The following is a 17,695-nucleotide window of genomic DNA, read 5'->3' as shown; positions in this document are numbered from 1 at the left end:
GGGACGGCACCCGCAGGCCCACTTGTCACCCCGGTGCGTGCGGTGTTCCGCGTCGACAGCGCATCCGGGGATCCCCACACCGTCGCTAGGAGTGACCGTGACCACGCACACCCAAGGAACGAGCATCCGGGACCTCGAGCGCGCCTGGATGGACGAGGCGATCAGGTTGGCCACCGACAACGTGACCAATGGTGGTGGTCCGTTCGGCGCACTGGTCGCCAAGGAGGGCGTGGTTGTCGCGATCGGGCACAACCAGGTCACCGCGACCCTGGACCCGACGGCACACGCCGAGGTGAGCGCGATGCGCGCCGCCTGCAGGCAACTGGACGTCTTCTCGCTCGAGGGCTGCGTCCTGATCACCTCGTGTGAGCCGTGTCCGATGTGCCTCTCGTCCGCCCTGTGGGCTCGCGTGGACCGGATCGTCTACGCCGCCGATCGGCACGACGCGGCGGTGGCCGGCTTCGACGACCGCAAGTTCTACGACCTGTTCGAGAAGAAGCCCAAGTCGATGTGGCCGACCCGGGTCGAGCGGTTGGACCTGCCGCACCGCACGGCCCCCTTCGACGCGTGGCTGGCCAAGTCCGACCGCGTCGCCTACTGAGGACACGGGTGACATGCGCGCCTTCGCCCGGGCGTCGGCGCGCTTTGCCGATCCCCGCCGGGGGTGTCCGGTCGGGCGGGCCGAGACGTGCGTCGGGCTCGGCAGGGGTCCATCGCTCATGGTTCGGGCCGGCGGCGCCGATATGCCGTACATGGTCCGCGCGTCCGAGGTTCCCGATGTGGTGCCCCGAAGGGACGCGATGAGCACATGGGGTTGGTGAATGTTGTCGTGCGTGTCCTCGCCTGGGCGCTGCGATCGAGCCGTCCCGATCCGAGCGGCCCACACGAGGTCGAGGTCGAGCGCACCGCGCGCCCGAGCGGGCCTCGCGGGCCGGCCGCGCGCCCGGGCGGGTGGCCCGACTTCGTACCGCCCGCTCCCGTCGACGACCCGCCCGTGCCGGCGGCGACGAAGGTCGTCGGGTCGTATCCGATGTCGCCGGAGGAACTCGCCGAACGGCGCCGCACGGGTGTGGAACGTGCCCGGCGGCAGGCGCGGTTCGTCGCGACCGCGCACCGCGGACCGGGCTGACCGGGCCGGCTGGGCCGACGGGCCGACCGCGCAGCCGAAATCGACCGGTCCAGCCGGCTGCGGCCGGCGCGCACGGGGCCGCCGAGTCGACCGGCTCGATGTGGCGTGGAGCGGCGCGGCATGGTGGGCGCCGCGACGGCGGGCCGACCGGCCGGTTGCGCCATAATCGGGGATTTCACCGGCTCGTGTGGGGCGACCGGGCCCGTGATCGTGTGGGAGAGACCGTGTTTCGTGGCGTTCGGACCGTCCTCGTCTTCGCCGCCGATCCGCGCCGGAGTGCCGGTTGGTGGGCCGAGGTGCTCGACGTCCCGGCCCGCTTCGACATCGACGGGGAGTCGGTGTACGCGTGGGTGGACATCGCCGGTGTCGAACTCGGCTTCCACCCGGCCGATCCGGAGCGCAATCCGCCGGGCGCGAGCACCGTTCCGTACTGGGGTGTGGACGACCTTGACGTGGTCCGGGATCGGCTTCTCGCGGCCGGGTGTGCGCATCATCGCGGCCCACTGGTGGTCGAGGCCGGGCGGCGGATCTGCCAACTCACCGACCCCTTCGGCTTCGTCTTCGGGCTGGACGGGCCGTAAGCGGTTGGCACGGCGTCGCCGACGGCCGGTCGGTGAGCCCGCGGGTCAGTGTGGACGCGGATCAGTCGGTTCCGGGGCGAGGACGCCTCGGGTCAGGCTGGTCATGATCGCGTCGACTACCTCGTGGCGGGGCAGGCCGTCCTCCTTCGCCGCCTCCCAGCCCGTGTAGAGCAGGGCCCAGAAAGTACGGCGGGCCCACCCGGCGGGGAGCGCCGGGGCGGTCGGCCCGCCGGCGCGGGTGAGGATCGTGTCGACCGGATCGTCGCCGCCGATCAGTTCGTCCCACAGGTCGGTGTCGCCGACGAGCGTGGGCTCGTTGTAGATGAACAACAGGATCGGACCCAGCGCGAACTGCTCCTCGACGACCCGGCGCAGCGCCGCGAGTGGCGGCCCGCTGTCCGGGCGGGCCCGGGCCACGGCGGCCTCGCTGAGCGTGATGACGTGCCGGGCGAGGGCGCGCAGGAGGTCGTGCCGCTCGGGGAAGTACCGGTGCAGCGTGGTGCGGCCGACCTCGGCCGCCGCGGCGATCTCGCCGAGCGACGCGGCGGGGGAGGCCGCGAACACCCTCGCGGCCGCGTCCAGGATCGCGGTCCTGGTGCGGAGTCGGGTGCCGGTTTCCGCGGCGTCTTTGGTCATGCCGGCAAAGGTACCACTATGACCCGTAATGGAAATCTGCTTGACCAAAATGGAACAGTCATGCTCCACTCGAAGCATGACGCAGCCCGCCATCCCTTCCGAGCGCCGGCCGAACGCCCGCCTGCTCTGGAGCTTCGTCCGCCCGCATCGCGCGCGGCTGGCCCTCGCGCTGCTCCTCGGCCTGGGTTACACCGGCACCGCGCTGGCGACCCCGCTCGCCACCAAGTGGATCCTCGACACGATCGACTCGCCGAACTCGCTGGTCGGGCCGATCGGCCTGCTGGCCGGACTGCTCGTGCTCGGCGCCGGGTTCGGGCTCGTGCAGTGGATCATGCTGGGTCGGCTCGCCGAGCGGATCGTCTTCGACGCACGCGAATCACTGGTCCGGCGCTTCTTTCGAGGCGTGCTGCCCGACCTCCAGTTCCGGCCGCCCGGCGAACTGGTCACCCGGGTCACCTCGGACACCGTCCTGCTGCGCGAGGCCGCCTCCTCCAGCCTGGTCGACCTGGTCAACGGGACCGTCTCGCTGGTGGGCACGATCGTGCTGATGGCGGTGCTCGACGTACCGCTGCTGCTGTGCACGCTGGTCGCGCTCGTCCTGATCGCGGTCCTGGTCGGCTTGCTGATGCCGCCGATCGCGCGGGCCCAACGGCAGGCCCAGGAGTCGCTGGGCAACCTCGGCGGCATCCTCGAAGGCGGACTGCGCGCGGTCCGGACGGTCAAGTCCAGCGGCGCCGAGCAGCGCGAGGGCGACCGGGTGATCGCCGAGTCCCGCGACGCGGCCCGGCACAGCGTGCGGGCGGTACGCACCGAGGCGATCGCCTGGACCATCGCCGGCAGCGGCATCCAGTTGGCCATCATCGTGATCCTCGCCTACGGCGCGTGGCGGGTGGGCGAGGGACGGATGGCCGTGTCCACCCTCGTGGCGTTCCTGCTGTACGCCTTCCAAATCGCGGAACCGGTGGGCGAGTTGACCACCAATGTGGCCCAACTCCAGGCCGGTGTGGCGGCGGCGGCGCGGCTGCGCGAAGCCGAGTCGATCCGGACCGAGGACCTCACCGACGGCGAGCCGGCCCCGGCACGGCACTGCGGCCCCGCCGCGCTCACCCTCGACAAAGTGTCGGTGACCTATCCGGGAGCCGAACGACCGGCCCTGTCCGAGCTGAGCGTCGACGTCCCGCACCGCGGCCACATCGCGATCGTCGGCCCGTCGGGGGCGGGCAAGACCACGATCTTCTCGCTCCTGCTGCGGTTCTACGAGCCGGACGGCGGACGCATCGACATGGCCGGCGTGCCGTACCGGCGGCTGAGCATCGGCGCGGTGCGGTCCCGGATCGCCTATGTCGAGCAGGAGACGCCGCTGTTGGCCGGGACGGTCCGGGACAACGTGCTCTTCCGGCACCCGGACGCGAGCGATGAGGAGGCGTGGACGGCGCTGCGCGCGGTGCACCTGGAGGAGACCGTTCGGCGGCTTCCGGGCGGCTTGCACGAGCCGGTCGCCGGCACCAGTCTCTCCGGCGGCGAACGCCAGCGCATCGCGGTGGCCCGGGCCATCGTCCGCCGCCCCGAGGTGCTGCTGCTGGACGAGGCCACCGCACAACTCGACGGCCGTACCGAGGCCGCCATCCACGACGTCATGCGCGAGGTGGCCGAGCACGGCGCCGTGGTCACCATCGCGCACCGGCTGTCCACCGTGGTGGACGCGGACCGCATCCTGCTGATGGACGGCGGCCGGCTCCGGGCCACCGGCACCCACGACCAGCTCCTGGCCACGGACGAGTTGTACAAGGAACTCGTCGCGGCGCTCCGCATCTCCACGACACCGGACCCGACGCCGACCGCGTGACCGCCGACCGTGAGCCCGCCGTGGGCGAGCGGTGTGCCCGATTCGTGTGCCCGCTGCCTTGGGTCAGGCCGGGTGCCGGATCGGTTCCAGCGCCCGGGCCGGTTTGACCACCTTCATCAGCGGCCCCGTCAGGGTCACCGCGAGCATCGCCGCGTCGTCCTCCAGCTTGCCGCCCACGTGCGCCAGCAGGCTCTGTTCGACCGCGTCCAGCATCGCCGCGGCGTCGTTGTGCGCGTGCGTGGTCAGGTGCCGGCCCAGCGCGTAGAAGGTGCCGGAGGTGTCCCGCGCCTCGGTCACCCCGTCCGTGTGCAGCAACAACACGTCACCCGGCCGAAAGCGCACGTGCTCCACCGTGCGCGTGGTGGTCGCCGGCAGCAGGCCCATGCCCAGCGGCAGTCCCGCCTCGGCGATCACCTCGCCGACCGTGCCGCCGCGGACCAGCAACGGCGACGGATGGCCGCACGCCAGGACCTGCATGGTGCCCTCGCCGGGGCACAGTTCGACCATCACCGCGGTGACGAAGTCCTCGCCGCCGAGCTGCCGGTTGAGGCTGCGATCCACCCGGATGCCGACCTCCGCCAGGGTCGGCGCCTCGTAGGCCGCCTCGCGGAAGGCGCCCAGCGTCCGGGCCGCCATGTCGACCGCCTCCAGACCCTTGCCGCGCACGTCGCCGAGCAGCACCCGCACCCCGTACGGCGTTTCCAACACCTCGTACAGGTCGCCGCCGATGGACGCCTCCTCGGCCGCCGCCCGATAGCGGACCGCGAAGCCGAAGCGGCCGATCGTCCTGGGCACCGGCCGCAGCAGGGCACGCTGGGCCACCTCGGCCACCGACTGCACACGATGCAGGCGGGCGTCCTGCCGCCGCCGCTCCCTGCCCACCCAGCACCCGAACAGGGTCACGATCAGGATCGCCGCCGAGACGCCGGTGGAGTGCTTGTAGTCGCCGTGGTCGCCGCTGTACATCTCCGGCCGCAACAGCAGACGGGTGATCAGCGCGACCAGGCCGGCCACCGCGGTCATCCAGGGCCGATACGCCATCGCCACCACGGCCGGCACGGCGATCAGCACCGCGTGCATGTCCAGGTAGTCCGGAGCGAACACCCGACTCACCAGCACTGCCACGTACAAACCCACTGCCACCGGAACTGCTCGGCTGGCGGGAAGGGCCATGGCAGGCATGTGTCGGGACCTTTCGTTGACGCGCAGGGGGACGGACCGACGCCGACTCCATCCATCGTCACGTGCGCCGAGGCACACGGACAGGGGCGAAGGTCCCATAAGGTCTAAAACGTATCCAAACCTGGCCAAACAGGCACTTGACAACGCCGCCATTCGTGGCCGAACCCGGGCCCCACCCAGGCCATATGCTGCGCGCATGCCCCGTGACTCCGGCCCCACCAGGCGCCGCATCGTCGAGGCCGCCGAGATCCTGTTCGCGCGGCACGGTCTGGACGTGCCGTTGCAGGACATCACCCGCGCGGCGGGGCAACGCAACGCCGGCGCGATCCACTACCACTTCGGCGGTCGCGAGGGGCTGCTGCGCGCGATCGTCGAACAGCACGTCCCGGTCGTGTACGCGCGGCGCCAGGCACTGCTGGCCGCCGCCCGCGAGCGACCGGAGCAGATGTCCGGGTACGCCCGCGCGATCGTGCTGCCGATCACCGAGTTGCTCAACGGGTCGCCGGCCGACCGGGCGTACCTCCAGATCTCGGTGGAGCTGTTGCGCGACGCGACCTCGCCGATCACTCCGCTGCTCGGCGGCGAGGACGTCCAGGACGTGGTGGACGCGGTCGCGGCGGCCCGCCCCGAATCGGCCGTGACCGCGTTGCAGACCCGGACCTTCCTGGTCACCCAGATGGTCGGCATGTTGTGCGCGGCCCGCGCCGCGCGGCACACCCAGCCGCCCCGGCCGGACGGGATCGTCGCCACCGGCCTGCTCGGCCCGGAAGCCTTCGACGACCACCTGACCGCGATCGTCGCGGGCGCGCTCGCCGGCGGCTGAGCGGGTTCGGCCATCCCGCCCACCCGCCCGGGCCGCCTGCCGGCCCACCCCTCGCTTGCCGCGGCCCGCCCGACCGCCCGCCGATCCCCCCTCGCACCCGCTCCGCCCGGCCGCCGCGGCCACGCCCCGGAATCCCTTGACTCCTTCGACCCCTCGTATTAAACACACTTTTTAATTAACTGCATCAAGGGCTCTACCGAAGGACGAGGGAAGGGACGCCATGACGAACTACGACGTGGTCATCAAGGGCGGCATCGTCGTCGACGGTTCGGGAAACCCGCGTTTCCGGGGCGACATCGCGATCACCGACGGCGTGATCAGCCGGATCGGGCGAATCCCGGCCGAGGACGCGGATCGGGTGATCGACGCGACCGGCCTGATCGTCGCGCCCGGCTTCATCGACCTGCACACCCACTACGACGGCCAGGTCTTCTGGGACCCGTACCTGACCACGTCCGGCCCGCACGGCGTGACCTCGGTGGTCACCGGGAACTGCGGCTTCGGCTTCGCGCCGGTGCGCGAGGAGATGCGCGAGCGCGCGATGTTGTCGATGACCGCCGTCGAGGACATCCCCACCGAGACCCTGCGCGAGGGCATGCCGTGGGACTGGGTCACCTTCCCCGACTACCTGGACAGCGTCGACCGCACGCCCAAGGCGGTCAACGTACTGCCGTACGTGCCGGTGAACCCGCTGCTGATCTGGGTGCTCGGCCTGGAGCGGGCCAAGGCGGGCGCCGAACCCACCGACGCCGAGCACGCCGAACTCGCCCGCCTGCTGGAGGAGGCGATGGACGCCGGGGCATGCGGTTGGTCCGCGCAGTGTCTGGGCGAGCCGGGCAACCCGAACGGCCGACTGATGCAGGGCGACTTCGACGGCACGCCGATGCCCACCGACATCATGTGGCCGCAGACCCGCCTCGCGCTGGCCGAGGCGCTGGGCCGGCAGGGACGCGGCTTCATGCAGGTGTCCGGAACGCAGATCACCGAGGAGGAGTACGAGAACCTGGTCGAGGTCAGCGGCCGACCGCTGATCTGGAACGCGGTGATCGCCAACTCGCGCAGCGGCGGCCTGTACAAGCGCAAGATCGAATGGCTGCGACGCTGCCAGGAACGCGGTATCCCGATCTACGGCCAGGCGATGACGACCGACGTCCCGGTGCCGTTCAGCTTCCTGTACGGCGGCGTGTCCACCCGCCCGCCGGTGGCGGACATCTTCGCGGCCGAGACGGTCGAGGAGAAGATCGCGATGCTGAACGACCCGGCCGTGCGAGCGGAACTGCGCGAGTTCGACCCGCTGTTCTACCACCTGTACCCGGACATGAAGCTGCACCGCACCTTCACCGCCGAGTACAAGCAGTACGAGGGCCTGTCGTTCAAGGAGATCGGCGCGAAGCTGGACCGACACCCGGTGGACGTGCTGTGCGACGTCACCATCGCGGACGGGCTGACCACACAGGTGCACACCGGTCAGTTCAACGCGACCCTGGAGGGCCTGAAGGAACTCGTCGACTACGAGTACCTGCTGCCCGGCCTGTCCGACGGCGGCGCGCACCTGAAGACGCTGAGCGCGGGCATGTACGGCACGGAGTACCTGGTCGAGTACGTCCGCAAGCACGCCTGGACCTCGCTCGAACAGGCGCACTGGCGGCTCTCGGGTCTGCCCGCCCGCTGTGCGGGCTTCACCGACCGCGGCGTGCTCACCGAGGGCGCCGCGGCCGACATCATCGTCTACGACTACGACGAACTCGCTTACGGCGACCCCATGTTCGTACACGATCTGCCCGCCGGCCAACTCCGCACGGTGATCGATGCCAAGGGCTATCGCTACATCCTGGTCAACGGCCGGGTGACCATCGAGAACGACGAACCCACCGGCGTGCACAGCGGCGAACTGCTGCGTCACGGCCGGCGCGCCCGCTGACCCGACCCCTCCCCGTCCACCCACCGGCGCCGACGATCGCGCGCCGCGCGCCGCCCGTGGGGGCGCACGGCACCCGATCGTCGGCGCTTCGCGGTTCCGCGGCCGACCCGCCCGCCGAAGCGCCGACGGCCCGCCGGGTGGGTCGACGAAGCCCGCACGTGTGGCGGTCCGGGTATCGGCCATGCGGTGGACGACCGCACCACCGACCGCGCGTCCTCGTGCGGGGCACGGCTTCGGCTTGGCAGTCTGGGCGGCAACCGCCGAGTGGGCGGTGGTGTCGCTCTGCGCGAAGCGAGGATTGCCATCGGAACGTCCCGTGACCTCGGATTCGATCCGGTCGAGCCGGAATCCGCCCCCGCGCGCACGCCCGAGACGCGCCGGCGGCGCGTCCTGATCGTGCTGATCGTGATCACGCTGGTGTCGATCGTCGGCGGATGGACGGCCGCGCGCTTCGTCCGGTCGCCCGAAGAGCGGGCCGCCGAGGCCAAGGCGCCGGCTCGATCGGTGATCTCGGCGACGGTGGACCGCCGGGTGCTCACGGACACCGTGGTGCTGCGCGGGACGGTCGCGGCGGAGCACACGGTCACGGTGGCGCCCCGGGTGTCGACGGGCGCGGGCAAGGACGGCGGCGGTACGACGAAACCGGTGGTGACCGGTGTTCGGGTTCGGGCCGGGGACGTGGTCGAGGCCGGGCAGGTGCTGCTGGAGGTGTCCGGGCGGCCGATCTTCGTGCTGCCCGGGGAACTGCCGGTGTACCGGGATCTGCGACCGGGCGGCGAGGGCCGCGATGTCGAGCAGTTGCAGGCCGCCTTGAAGGGACTCGGGTACGGGGTCGGGACGGACCGGGCGGGAACCTACGGGGCCGGGACGCGGACGGCCGTGGCGGCGTTCTACCGGGCGACCGGGTACGAGGTGCCGGTGACGGGCGAGGACGACGCGATCGCGGCCGCCGAGGACCGGGTCACCGGCGCGGAACGCGCGTTGGCCCGGGCCAGGGACGGGGCAGGGACGGGGGACGGGGTCGAGGCGGGCGACGTGACGTCGACGGGTGCCGCGTCGACCGCGGGTGAGTCGACTTCGGGTGAGTCGACGTCGAGTGGGTCGACGGCCACCTCGTCGGCGGCCACGGCTCGGCAGGTGCGTTACGCGAACGAGGACCTGGCCAGGGCGAGGACCGCGCTGGCCGAGCTCAGGGCCAGGTCCGGTGCGATGGTGCCAGCTGCCGAGGTGGTCTTCCTGAGCCGCTTCCCCGCCCGGGTCGACACGATGCGGGCGGTCGTCGGCGACGAGGTGGAGGACAGGGCCCTGACGCTCTCGGTCGGCGATCCGATCGTGCGGGGATCGTTGGCGCCGCACGAGAAGAACCTGGTACGCCCCGGCCTGAGGGTGCGGATCCTGGTCGAGTCGTCCGGAATCGAGGCGACCGGCGAGGTCCGGTCGATCGCGGACACCCCGACCGCCGGGAGCGACGAGGGCCCCGCGCAGGGTGTCGCCGCCACGCCGGCCGCCGGCGGAGAGGGCTATCCGGTGATCGTCGTACCCACGGCGGCGTTGGATCCCGAACTGGCGGGACGAGAGGTGCGGCTGAGCATCGAGGCGACCTCGTCGGACGGACCCGTGCTGGTCGTGCCGGTGTCCGCGGTGTCCGCGGGCGCGGACGGTCGAACCATGGTGACGGTGCTCGAATCCAGCGGTGCCCGGCGGCGGGTGGAGATCCGTGCGGGCACCTCCGGCGACGGATACGTGGAGGTGGCGCCGATGGCGGGCGCGTTGGCCCCGGGCGACCGCGTGGTGGTCGGCGCGAACCGCAAGGTCGCGGCACCCGTCCGCGCCGGTGCGCACCCGTGACGGGCGGGGCCCGGCGGGCACCGACCGGCGAACCGGTACAGCGGACCGCCCGGTCCCGCCGACGCCTGCGCGCGTTGTTCTCCCAGGCCCTCGCCGACATGCTCCATCGACCGGCCCGCTCGATCCTCACCGCCCTGGGCACCGTCCTGGGCGTGGGCACCCTCGTCGCCGTCGTGGGTCTGACCGCCGGTGCCGACCGCCGGCTCGACGACCGCTTCGACGTGCGCACCGCCACCGAGGTGACCATCGAGGACACCGGCGGCGCCGACCCCGCCAACGAACCGCTGATGTTCAGCGCCGACGCCGACCGGCGCGTCGCCGCCCTCAACGGCGTCGAACACGCCGGTGTGCAGTGGACGGTCGAACTCCCGCCGGGCACCGAAGTGCGCGCCGCTCCCGTCGGCGGCGACCCGAACGCCCCGCGGATCCCCGTCCTCGCCGCCTCTCCCGGCTTCCTCCGGGCCGCCGGGCCGCACTGGGCAAGCGGCCGCGGCTACGACACCTTCCACGACGGGCGCGCCGAACAGGTGGCCGTCCTCGGCGCGGACGTCGCCGAGCGCCTCGGCGTCGGCACCCTGGACACCGCCCCGGCCGTGTTCGTCGGCGACACCCCCTTCACCGTCGTCGGCATCCTCGCCGGCGCCGACCGCCGGGCCGACCTGCTCCGATCCGTGCTCATCCCCCGCACCACCGCCGAACGCGTCTACGGCCCACCCGGCGGCGCCGACCGGGCCAGGATGCTGGTCACCACGAGGAACGGCGCCGCCCGCCAGGTCGCCGGCGAAGCCCCGTACGCGCTGCGCCCCGACGCCGTCGACGCGTTCCGGTCGATCCCGCCGCCCGATCCGCGCACCCTGCGCGGCCACGGCACCGACGACCGCGCCGCGCCGTTCCTCGTCCTGGCCGGGCTCTGCCTGCTCATCGGCGCCGTCGGCATCGCCGGGACCACGCTGGTCGCCGTCCTGGAACGCACCCGCGAGATCGGCCTGCGCCGCGCCCTCGGCACCGGAAGCCGCGACATCGCCGGCCGATTCCTCCTCGAATCCGCCGGCCTCGGGGCACTGGGCGGCCTCGTCGGCACCGCCCTGGGCACGATCACCATCGTCGTCACCGCCGCCGCGAAACACTGGCCCGCGGTCGTCGACCCCGCCATGCTCGCCGCGGGACCCCTGATCGGCCTCGCCATCGGACTCCTGGCCGGCCTGCCCCCCGCGTGGCACGCCGCCCGGATCGAACCCGCCGCCGCGCTGCGCCGCTGAGCCGAGGGCGTGGAGGGCCGGCGTCGAACGTCGCGGGTCGCGGGTCACGTGAAACTTCGGGCATGAACGCGGACCGGGCGCGGGTAAGCATGCGGCACGACGAACAAGGGGGCGCGATGTCGAGGAAGACCCGCAAGCGCAAGTCCCGTCGCAAGAACAGAGCCAACCACGGCCATCGTCCGGCCTGATCGAAGCACCGTCCCGAGCGCGCCGACCCTCGGCCGCCCGACATCGACGAGACGCGACCACCCGGTCACCGTCGGTGCCCCGAGCGGCACGATCGTCGGCGCGTTCGACCGTGCACGCCGCCCCGGTCGAACGGACGGCTCAGCCGTACATCCGGCGCATCGCGAAGGCGATCATCTGTTCTATGGCCTTCGCGTCGAACATCACCCGGTGTTCGCCGTCGAGGTCGAGCACGAAGCCGTAGCCGTTGGGAAGCAGGTCGAGCACCTCGGCGCCGGTGACCGTGAAGTGACGCGACTCCTCACCGGCGTACTTCTTGAGTTCGGCGAGGGAGCTGAACATCGGGATCACCGGCTCGGGGGTGTTGTGCAGGGCCAGGAAGCCCGGGCGATCACCTCTCGGGCAGAAGACCTTCGACGCTATGAAGATGGACTGGAAGTCCTCGCCGTTCATGACGCCCGTGGCGAACGCGCGCACGGCGTCGGTGAGCGCCGGCGCCTCCGCCCGGGCCTGGGATTCTTCCGTTGCGTAGCCGTACACACCACGAGGCTAGCGGGTCTCCGGCCCGGGTTTGAGCCCTCCGTCGAGACGGTCACATGTACCTGGTGGTAACCGGATGGGAACCTCTCGGGCATTGAAAAAGTTACCCATGGGTACGATCATTATGTTACTGACCAGTACACTGGGTCCAAGTTCAGTTCGGTCGTTCAGTTCAATCAGCGCAGTCCACGAGACGCAACCACGGGCGGAGCCTGTCATGGGTCACTACAAGTCGAATCTCCGCGACCTGGAGTTCAACCTGTTCGAGGTCTTCGGGCGCGAGCAGGTCTATGGCACGGGTCCGTTCGCGGAAATGGACGTCGATACCGCCAGGTCGATCCTGGCCGAGGTCGAACGCCTCGCCGTGAACGACCTCGCCGATTCGTTCGCGGAGGGCGACCGCAACCCACCCGTGTTCGACCCCGCGACGCACTCGGCCACGCTGCCCGAGGCGTTCAAGAAGTCGTACAAGGCATACATGGACTCGGAGTGGTGGCGCCTCGCGCTCCCCGAGAGCATGGGCGGCACCAACTGCCCGCGTTCGCTGCGCTGGTCGGTGGCCGAGTTGGTGCTCGGCGCCAACCCGGCGCTGTGGATGTACGCGGCGGGCCCCGACTTCGCCCAGGTGCTGCACACGCTCGGCACCGAGGAGCAGCGCAAGGTCGCAGGCTTCATGGTCGACCGCCAGTGGGGTTCCACCATGGTGCTGACCGAGCCCGACGCGGGTTCGGACGTCGGCGCGGGTCGTACCAAGGCGGTCCGGCAGGAGGACGGCACCTGGCACATCCAGGGCGTCAAGCGCTTCATCACCTCGGGTGACCAGGACATGACCGAGAACATCATCCACCTGGTGCTCGCACGCCCGGAGGGTGCCGGTCCCGGCACCAAGGGCCTGTCGCTGTTCGTGGTGCCGAAGTTCCACTTCGACCCGGAGACCGGCGAACCCGGCGAGCGCAACGGCGCCTTCGTCACCAACGTCGAGCACAAGATGGGCCTCAAGGTCTCCACGACCTGCGAGCTCACCTTCGGCGAGCACGGCGTCCCGGCGGTGGGCACGCTGGTCGGCGAGGTGCACAGCGGCATCGCGCAGATGTTCAAGATCATCGAGTACGCCCGGATGATGGTCGGCACGAAGGCCATCGCGACGCTGTCCACCGGCTACCTCAACGCGCTCGAGTACGCGAAGGAGCGCTACCAGGGCGCCGACCTCGCACAGATGACGAACAAGGCCGCGCCCCGCGTGACCATCACCCACCACCCGGACGTGCGCCGCTCGCTGCTCACCCAGAAGGCGTACGTCGAGGGTATGCGCGCGCTCGTGCTGTACACCTCCTCGTGGCAGGACCGGATCGAGGGCGCCGCGCTCGCCGGCGAGAGCGACGAGACCGCGGACCGGGTCAACGACCTGCTGCTGCCGATCGTCAAGGGCTACGGCTCGGAGAAGTCGTACGAGCAGCTCGCGCAGTCGCTGCAGACCTTCGGCGGCTCGGGCTTCCTTCAGGAATACCCGATCGAGCAGTACATCCGGGACGCCAAGATCGACACCCTCTACGAGGGCACCACCGCGATCCAGGGTCAGGACTTCTTCTTCCGGAAGATCGTCCGCGACCAGGGCAAGGCGCTGACCGTGGTGGCCGGCGAGATCCAGGAGTTCATCGCCGCGCACGCCGAGGGCGAACTGGCCGCCGAGGTCGGGCTGCTCGCGACGGCCGCCGAGGACGTCCAGGGCATGGTCGCCGCGATGATCAACCAACTGATGGCGTCCGAGCAGGAGATCGACTCGATCTACAAGGTCGGCCAGAACACCACACGGCTCCTGATCGCCGCCGGTGACCTGGTGGTCTCCTGGCTGCTGCTGCGTCAGGCCTCGGTGGCGCTGACGAAGCTGGCCGGCACGCCCGGTCGGGACGAGGCGTTCTACCAGGGCAAGGTGGCCGCGGCGAAGCACTTCGCCCGCGAGATCCTGCCGCTGCTGACGCCGCAACGCCTGATGGTGGAGCAGATCGACAACGCGATCATGGAACTCCCGGAAGCGGCTTTCTAGTCCTTCCGCGGATCGGGCCGGCGGCGAGGGCGTCCTGTGGACGACCTCGCCGCCGGCCCGTTTCGTGCGGCCGCGGCAGCGGGAGCGCACGGCGGCGGCGCTCCGGGTGGGGCGTAGTCTCGGGGCGGAGAGACCGTGACGATCTTCGCGGCCGGGCGGCCGCGGACCTTGGAGTATGTATGCCCTCGCCTCGCTTCGACCGGAGTCACACCGACGACTTGATCGAGTTCGTCGCGGCCAGTCCGTCCCCGTACCACGCGGCGGCGAACGTGGCCGCGCGACTGGAGGCCGCGGGCTTTCGGCGGCTGGTGGAGACGGCCGCGTGGGACGGCGGGGCCGGCGGGCGGTACGTGCTGCGCGGGGGCGCGATCGTGGCCTGGTACGTACCGGAGGGCACCGAGAGCACGCGCGGCTTCCGGATCGTGGGGGCGCACACCGACTCGCCGACCCTGCGGGTCAAGCCGCAGCCCGACACCGGGGCGGTCGGCTGGCGGCAGGTCGCCGTCGAGATCTACGGCGGGCCGCTGCTCAACTCCTGGCTCGACCGCGACCTCGGTCTGTCCGGCCGGATCGTGCTGCGCGACGGCAGCGAGCACCTGGTGTTCGTGGACCGACCGCTGCTGCGGGTACCGCAGTTGGCGATCCACCTCGACCGCTCGGTCAACGACGCGGGCCTGAAGTTGGACAAGCAGCAGCACATGACCCCGGTCTGGGGGCTGGGCCCGGTCGACGAGGGCGCGCTGATCCGGTTCGTGGCCGAGGAGGCCGGGGTCGCCGCCGGCGACGTCACCGGGTGGGACCTGATGGTCCACGACGTGCAACGGCCGAGCTACCTCGGGCGCGATCGCGAACTGCTCGCGTCGCCCCGGCTGGACAACCTGCTGTCGGTGCACGCGGGACTGGCCGCGCTGCTCGCGGCCGCGCACGACGGCGTCGCGCACATCCCGGTGCTCGGCGCGTTCGATCACGAGGAGACCGGCAGCGAGTCCACCACGGGCGCGGCCGGGCCGCTCCTGGAGACGGTGCTGAGCCGGATCGTCAGCGCCCGCGGCGGGACGTCGGACGACCGCGCCCGCGCGTTCGCCGACTCGTTCCACCTCTCCAGCGACGTCGGTCACGCCGTGCACCCCAACTACGCCTCCCGGCACGAGCCGGGCCACCACCCGGTGCCGGGCGGCGGCCCGATCCTGAAGGTGAACACCAACCAGCGCTACGCCACCGACGCGCGCGGCCGGGCCGTGTGGACCGCGGCCTGCGAACGTGCCGGGGTGCCCTCGCAGATCTTCGTCGGGATCAACTCGATCCCCTGCGGCTCGACCATCGGCCCGATCACCGCGACCCGGCTGGGCATCGAGACCGTGGACGTCGGCACCGCGTGCCTGTCCATGCACTCCTCCCGCGAACTGTGCGGCGCCGACGACCCGTTCCTGCTCGCCTCGGCAGCCGCCGCGTTCCTGGAGGGCTGAGCGAGGGCCGCACCGCGGCCGAACGCCGCCGCGAATCGGTGGGCATGGGTCGGAGGACTCCGGGTAGGCGCGAGCCGACAGGCAAATCGGGCGCAGCGCATACCCGCCGCACGTCAGCGGATCGGAGTGAACGAACTCATGGGCATCGGAGCGGGCATCCTGTTGATCGCGGTGGGCGCGATCCTGACTTTCGCCACCGACTGGAGCGTGTCCGGGGTCAACCTCGACGTGGTCGGCGTCGTACTGATGATCACCGGAGTCGTGGGCATCGCGCTGTTCCTGATGGTGTGGGGACCCCGGCGACGCAACACGCCGCTGAACCCGCCGCCGGCCGGCTACGTGCAACCGCCCGTCACGGGTGGCTACGTCGAGCCGCCGGTCGAGCGGATCGTCGAGGAACGGCCGACCCGCCGCTACTACCGACGCTGAGGACCATTTCGGCACCACCCCCCTGAAGACCGCGGCTCCGGAGCCCTCCCCCTCCCGCTCCGGAGCCGCGGTCGTCGCCGTTCACGGGAAGGACGTTGCCGGGCACCCTCGTTCTCGTTCGCGCGACCGCTCGGGGCGGCCGCGCTCGGGGAGCACGGCGACGCGGGTCGGCGGGGCGCCCGGCCGCCGACGTCACGTGTGCGGCATGCGCAGCTTGTGCACCCGGTGGGCGGAGGATTCCACCACGGTCAGGTAGAGCTCCTCGTCCAGATCCGCGACCACCGCCACCGCGGCCGGCTCGGCCAGGCCCTCGACCAGGGTCGTCACGAACCCGTCCGCGGGGTCGTAGCGGCGCAGCGCGCCGTTGTAGGTGTCCGCGACCACCACCGAGCCGTCCGGCAACGTGTCCACGCCCAGGGGGTGTTGGAACAGCGCGTGCTCGGCCGGGCCGTCCCGCAGGCCGAAGTCGAACAACCCTCGACCGACCACGGTCTCGATCCCGCCGTCCACCAGCCGACGCAGCGCCGAACTCTCCGCGTCCACCAGCCACAACGTGTGCTGGTCGGGCGAGACGGCCAGGCCACAGGGCTGGGCGAAGCTGGCGGTGTCGACCGGTCCGTCCTCCATGCCCTCGTCGGTGGTGCCGGCCAGCACCCCGACCCCCTCGCCCACCGGGTCGAACTCCCAGAGTTGATGCACACCCGCCATCGCCACGATGATCCGGCCGCCGAACCACGCGACGTCCCACGGGCTGGAGAGGTCGATCGTGCGGGCCGCGCCGTGGTCCTCGGTGCCGCGTCGGCGCGGGCGCCCGGTGCCCGCGACGGTACGGATCGAACCGGTGGCCAGCGAGACGCCGCGCAGCGCGTGGTTGGCGGTGTCCGCGACCACGACGTCGTACCGCACGTGCGCGGCCACCTCGGGCGGCAGCAGGGCCATGCCGTGCGGCTCGGCCAGCATCGCGTGCCGGGGCCCGCCGTCGAGCAGTCCGCGGCGCCCGGTGCCGATCCGGCGCAGCACCGTACGGCCGTCGTCGGAGAGTTCGGCCAGCGAGTGGTGCCCGGTGTCCGCGACCAGCAGCGCCCCGGAGGGCAACCGCAGCAGGTGGCCCGGGAAGCGCAGGTCGGTACGCGGGCTCTCGGACCGCTCGAACTCCTCGGCGGCCCGGCGCAGCGTGCCCTTGCCCTCGTGTTCGACCACCAGGTCGGCGATCATCACCTCCAGTTCGCCGGCGTGGCCCTCGCCGGACAGTTGCGCGACCACGTAGCCCTCCGGGTCGACCACCACCAGGGTCGGCCACGCGTGCACCGCGTACTGCTTCCAGGTGCTCAGTTCGGGGTCGTCCAGGACCGGGTGGCGCAGTTCGTGGCGCTGCACCGCGCAGACCACCGTGCCGTGCTCGGCCTCGTGTTCGAACTTGGGCGAGTGCACGCCGATCACGGTCAGCACGTCGCGGTGGCGCTCCTCGAGCGGCCGCAACTCGGCCAGCACGTGGTGGCAGTTCACGCACGCCGAGGTCCAGAAGTCCAGCACCACGATCCGCCCGCGCAGCTCGGCCAGCGTCGGGCCGGGGCCGTCGGTGTTGATCCAGCCGCCGGAACCGGACAACTCGGGGGCCCGGACCCGGGCTCGGCGTGCGGTGCTGCTCATGGTTCGAAGTGAACCATCCGGGTCGGCCACAGGCCGCCGGCCGGCGCGTGTACGGGCCGCACCCCACCCAACCGGGTGTATCCGCGGCCGCACACCGGCGTTCCCCAAGGCGACTGAACGCCGGCATTTCGGGCAGTCTGCCCGACAACGCGTAG

General features: G+C 71.6%; 14 protein-coding genes and 1 pseudogene. 11 read left to right on the top strand and 4 right to left on the bottom strand.

The genetic code is table 11. From position 1 onward, the window contains the following. Window positions 1-97: 97 nt before the first annotated feature. The 3 genes from ACIRL2_RS26330 (at window position 98) to ACIRL2_RS26320 (ending at window position 1,710) form a co-directional block, all read left to right on the top strand. Window positions 98-601, top strand: a complete 504-nt coding sequence (locus ACIRL2_RS26330; RefSeq protein WP_395867907.1) for a nucleoside deaminase — start codon at window positions 98-100, stop codon at window positions 599-601. A 228-nt stretch (window positions 602-829) separates the two neighbouring features. Then, entirely contained in the window at window positions 830-1,129 is a 300-nt protein-coding gene (locus ACIRL2_RS26325; protein WP_395867905.1) for a hypothetical protein, read from the top strand. Window positions 1,130-1,353: 224 nt separating this feature from the next. Further along, a complete protein-coding gene (locus tag ACIRL2_RS26320) occupies window positions 1,354-1,710 on the top strand; it encodes a VOC family protein (protein WP_395867902.1) in 357 nt (118 codons plus the stop codon). A 45-nt stretch (window positions 1,711-1,755) separates the two neighbouring features. Here ACIRL2_RS26320 and ACIRL2_RS26315 read toward each other — a convergent pair whose 3' ends face one another. Further along, window positions 1,756-2,346 (bottom strand): TetR/AcrR family transcriptional regulator, encoded by a 591-nt coding sequence (locus ACIRL2_RS26315; RefSeq protein ID WP_395867900.1) that lies wholly within the window; start codon window positions 2,344-2,346, stop codon window positions 1,756-1,758. Window positions 2,347-2,422: 76 nt separating this feature from the next. Here ACIRL2_RS26315 and ACIRL2_RS26310 point away from each other — a divergent pair, with 76 nt between their 5' ends. Beyond that, entirely contained in the window at window positions 2,423-4,192 is a 1,770-nt protein-coding gene (locus ACIRL2_RS26310; protein ID WP_395867898.1) for an ABC transporter ATP-binding protein, read from the top strand. 63 nt (window positions 4,193-4,255) lie between these two features. Here the strand turns inward: ACIRL2_RS26310 and ACIRL2_RS26305 are convergent, their stop codons facing one another. Beyond that, window positions 4,256-5,335: a PP2C family protein-serine/threonine phosphatase gene (locus ACIRL2_RS26305; RefSeq protein WP_395867896.1), complete on the bottom strand. Its 1,080-nt coding sequence runs from the start codon at window positions 5,333-5,335 to the stop codon at window positions 4,256-4,258. 235 nt (window positions 5,336-5,570) lie between these two features. Between ACIRL2_RS26305 and ACIRL2_RS26300 the strand changes: the two genes are divergently transcribed. The 4 genes from ACIRL2_RS26300 to ACIRL2_RS26285 all read left to right on the top strand — a co-directional run bounded on the left by ACIRL2_RS26300 (window position 5,571) and on the right by ACIRL2_RS26285 (window position 11,225). Then, complete coding sequence (locus tag ACIRL2_RS26300; protein WP_395867894.1) at window positions 5,571-6,197, top strand: TetR/AcrR family transcriptional regulator; 627 nt, start codon at window positions 5,571-5,573, stop codon at window positions 6,195-6,197. A 220-nt stretch (window positions 6,198-6,417) separates the two neighbouring features. Further along, the gene (locus tag ACIRL2_RS26295) at window positions 6,418-8,118 is read left to right on the top strand and encodes an amidohydrolase family protein (RefSeq protein ID WP_395867893.1); all 1,701 of its coding nucleotides are present in this window, start codon (window positions 6,418-6,420) and stop codon (window positions 8,116-8,118) included. A gap of 186 nt (window positions 8,119-8,304) precedes the next feature. Next, window positions 8,305-9,966, top strand: a complete 1,662-nt coding sequence (locus ACIRL2_RS26290) for a peptidoglycan-binding protein (RefSeq protein WP_402234883.1) — start codon at window positions 8,305-8,307, stop codon at window positions 9,964-9,966. After that, window positions 9,963-11,225: an ABC transporter permease gene (locus ACIRL2_RS26285; protein WP_402234882.1), complete on the top strand. Its 1,263-nt coding sequence runs from the start codon at window positions 9,963-9,965 to the stop codon at window positions 11,223-11,225. The genes ACIRL2_RS26290 and ACIRL2_RS26285 overlap by 4 nt, the downstream gene beginning before the upstream one ends. Window positions 11,226-11,552: 327 nt before the next feature. On the opposite strand, the gene ACIRL2_RS26280 is transcribed toward ACIRL2_RS26285, so the two are convergent. Continuing rightward, complete coding sequence (locus tag ACIRL2_RS26280) at window positions 11,553-11,951, bottom strand: SseB family protein (protein ID WP_020549161.1); 399 nt, start codon at window positions 11,949-11,951, stop codon at window positions 11,553-11,555. Window positions 11,952-12,168: 217 nt separating this feature from the next. On the opposite strand from ACIRL2_RS26280, the gene ACIRL2_RS26275 reads away from it, so the two are divergent. The 3 genes from ACIRL2_RS26275 to ACIRL2_RS26265 all read left to right on the top strand — a co-directional run bounded on the left by ACIRL2_RS26275 (window position 12,169) and on the right by ACIRL2_RS26265 (window position 15,890). Then, window positions 12,169-13,995: an acyl-CoA dehydrogenase gene (locus tag ACIRL2_RS26275; protein WP_395867887.1), complete on the top strand. Its 1,827-nt coding sequence runs from the start codon at window positions 12,169-12,171 to the stop codon at window positions 13,993-13,995. A 179-nt stretch (window positions 13,996-14,174) separates the two neighbouring features. Continuing rightward, window positions 14,175-15,461, top strand: coding sequence for a M18 family aminopeptidase (locus ACIRL2_RS26270; protein ID WP_395867885.1), 1,287 nt, complete (start codon window positions 14,175-14,177; stop codon window positions 15,459-15,461). Between the two features lie 138 nt (window positions 15,462-15,599). Continuing rightward, window positions 15,600-15,890, top strand: coding sequence for a DUF6458 family protein (locus ACIRL2_RS26265; protein ID WP_395867980.1), 291 nt, complete (start codon window positions 15,600-15,602; stop codon window positions 15,888-15,890). Between the two features lie 201 nt (window positions 15,891-16,091). On the opposite strand, the pseudogene ACIRL2_RS26260 reads toward ACIRL2_RS26265, so the two are convergent. Beyond that, window positions 16,092-17,540 (bottom strand): annotated as a pseudogene (locus tag ACIRL2_RS26260) (thioredoxin-like domain-containing protein); the annotation flags it as partial. Window positions 17,541-17,695 lie beyond the last annotated feature (155 nt).

Source organism: Embleya sp. NPDC127516 (assembly GCF_044765325.1).
Classification (GTDB): domain Bacteria; phylum Actinomycetota; class Actinomycetes; order Streptomycetales; family Streptomycetaceae; genus Embleya.
The sequence above is the reverse complement of the archived record's forward strand: the minus strand, read 5'-3'. Positions and strand labels throughout refer to the sequence as shown.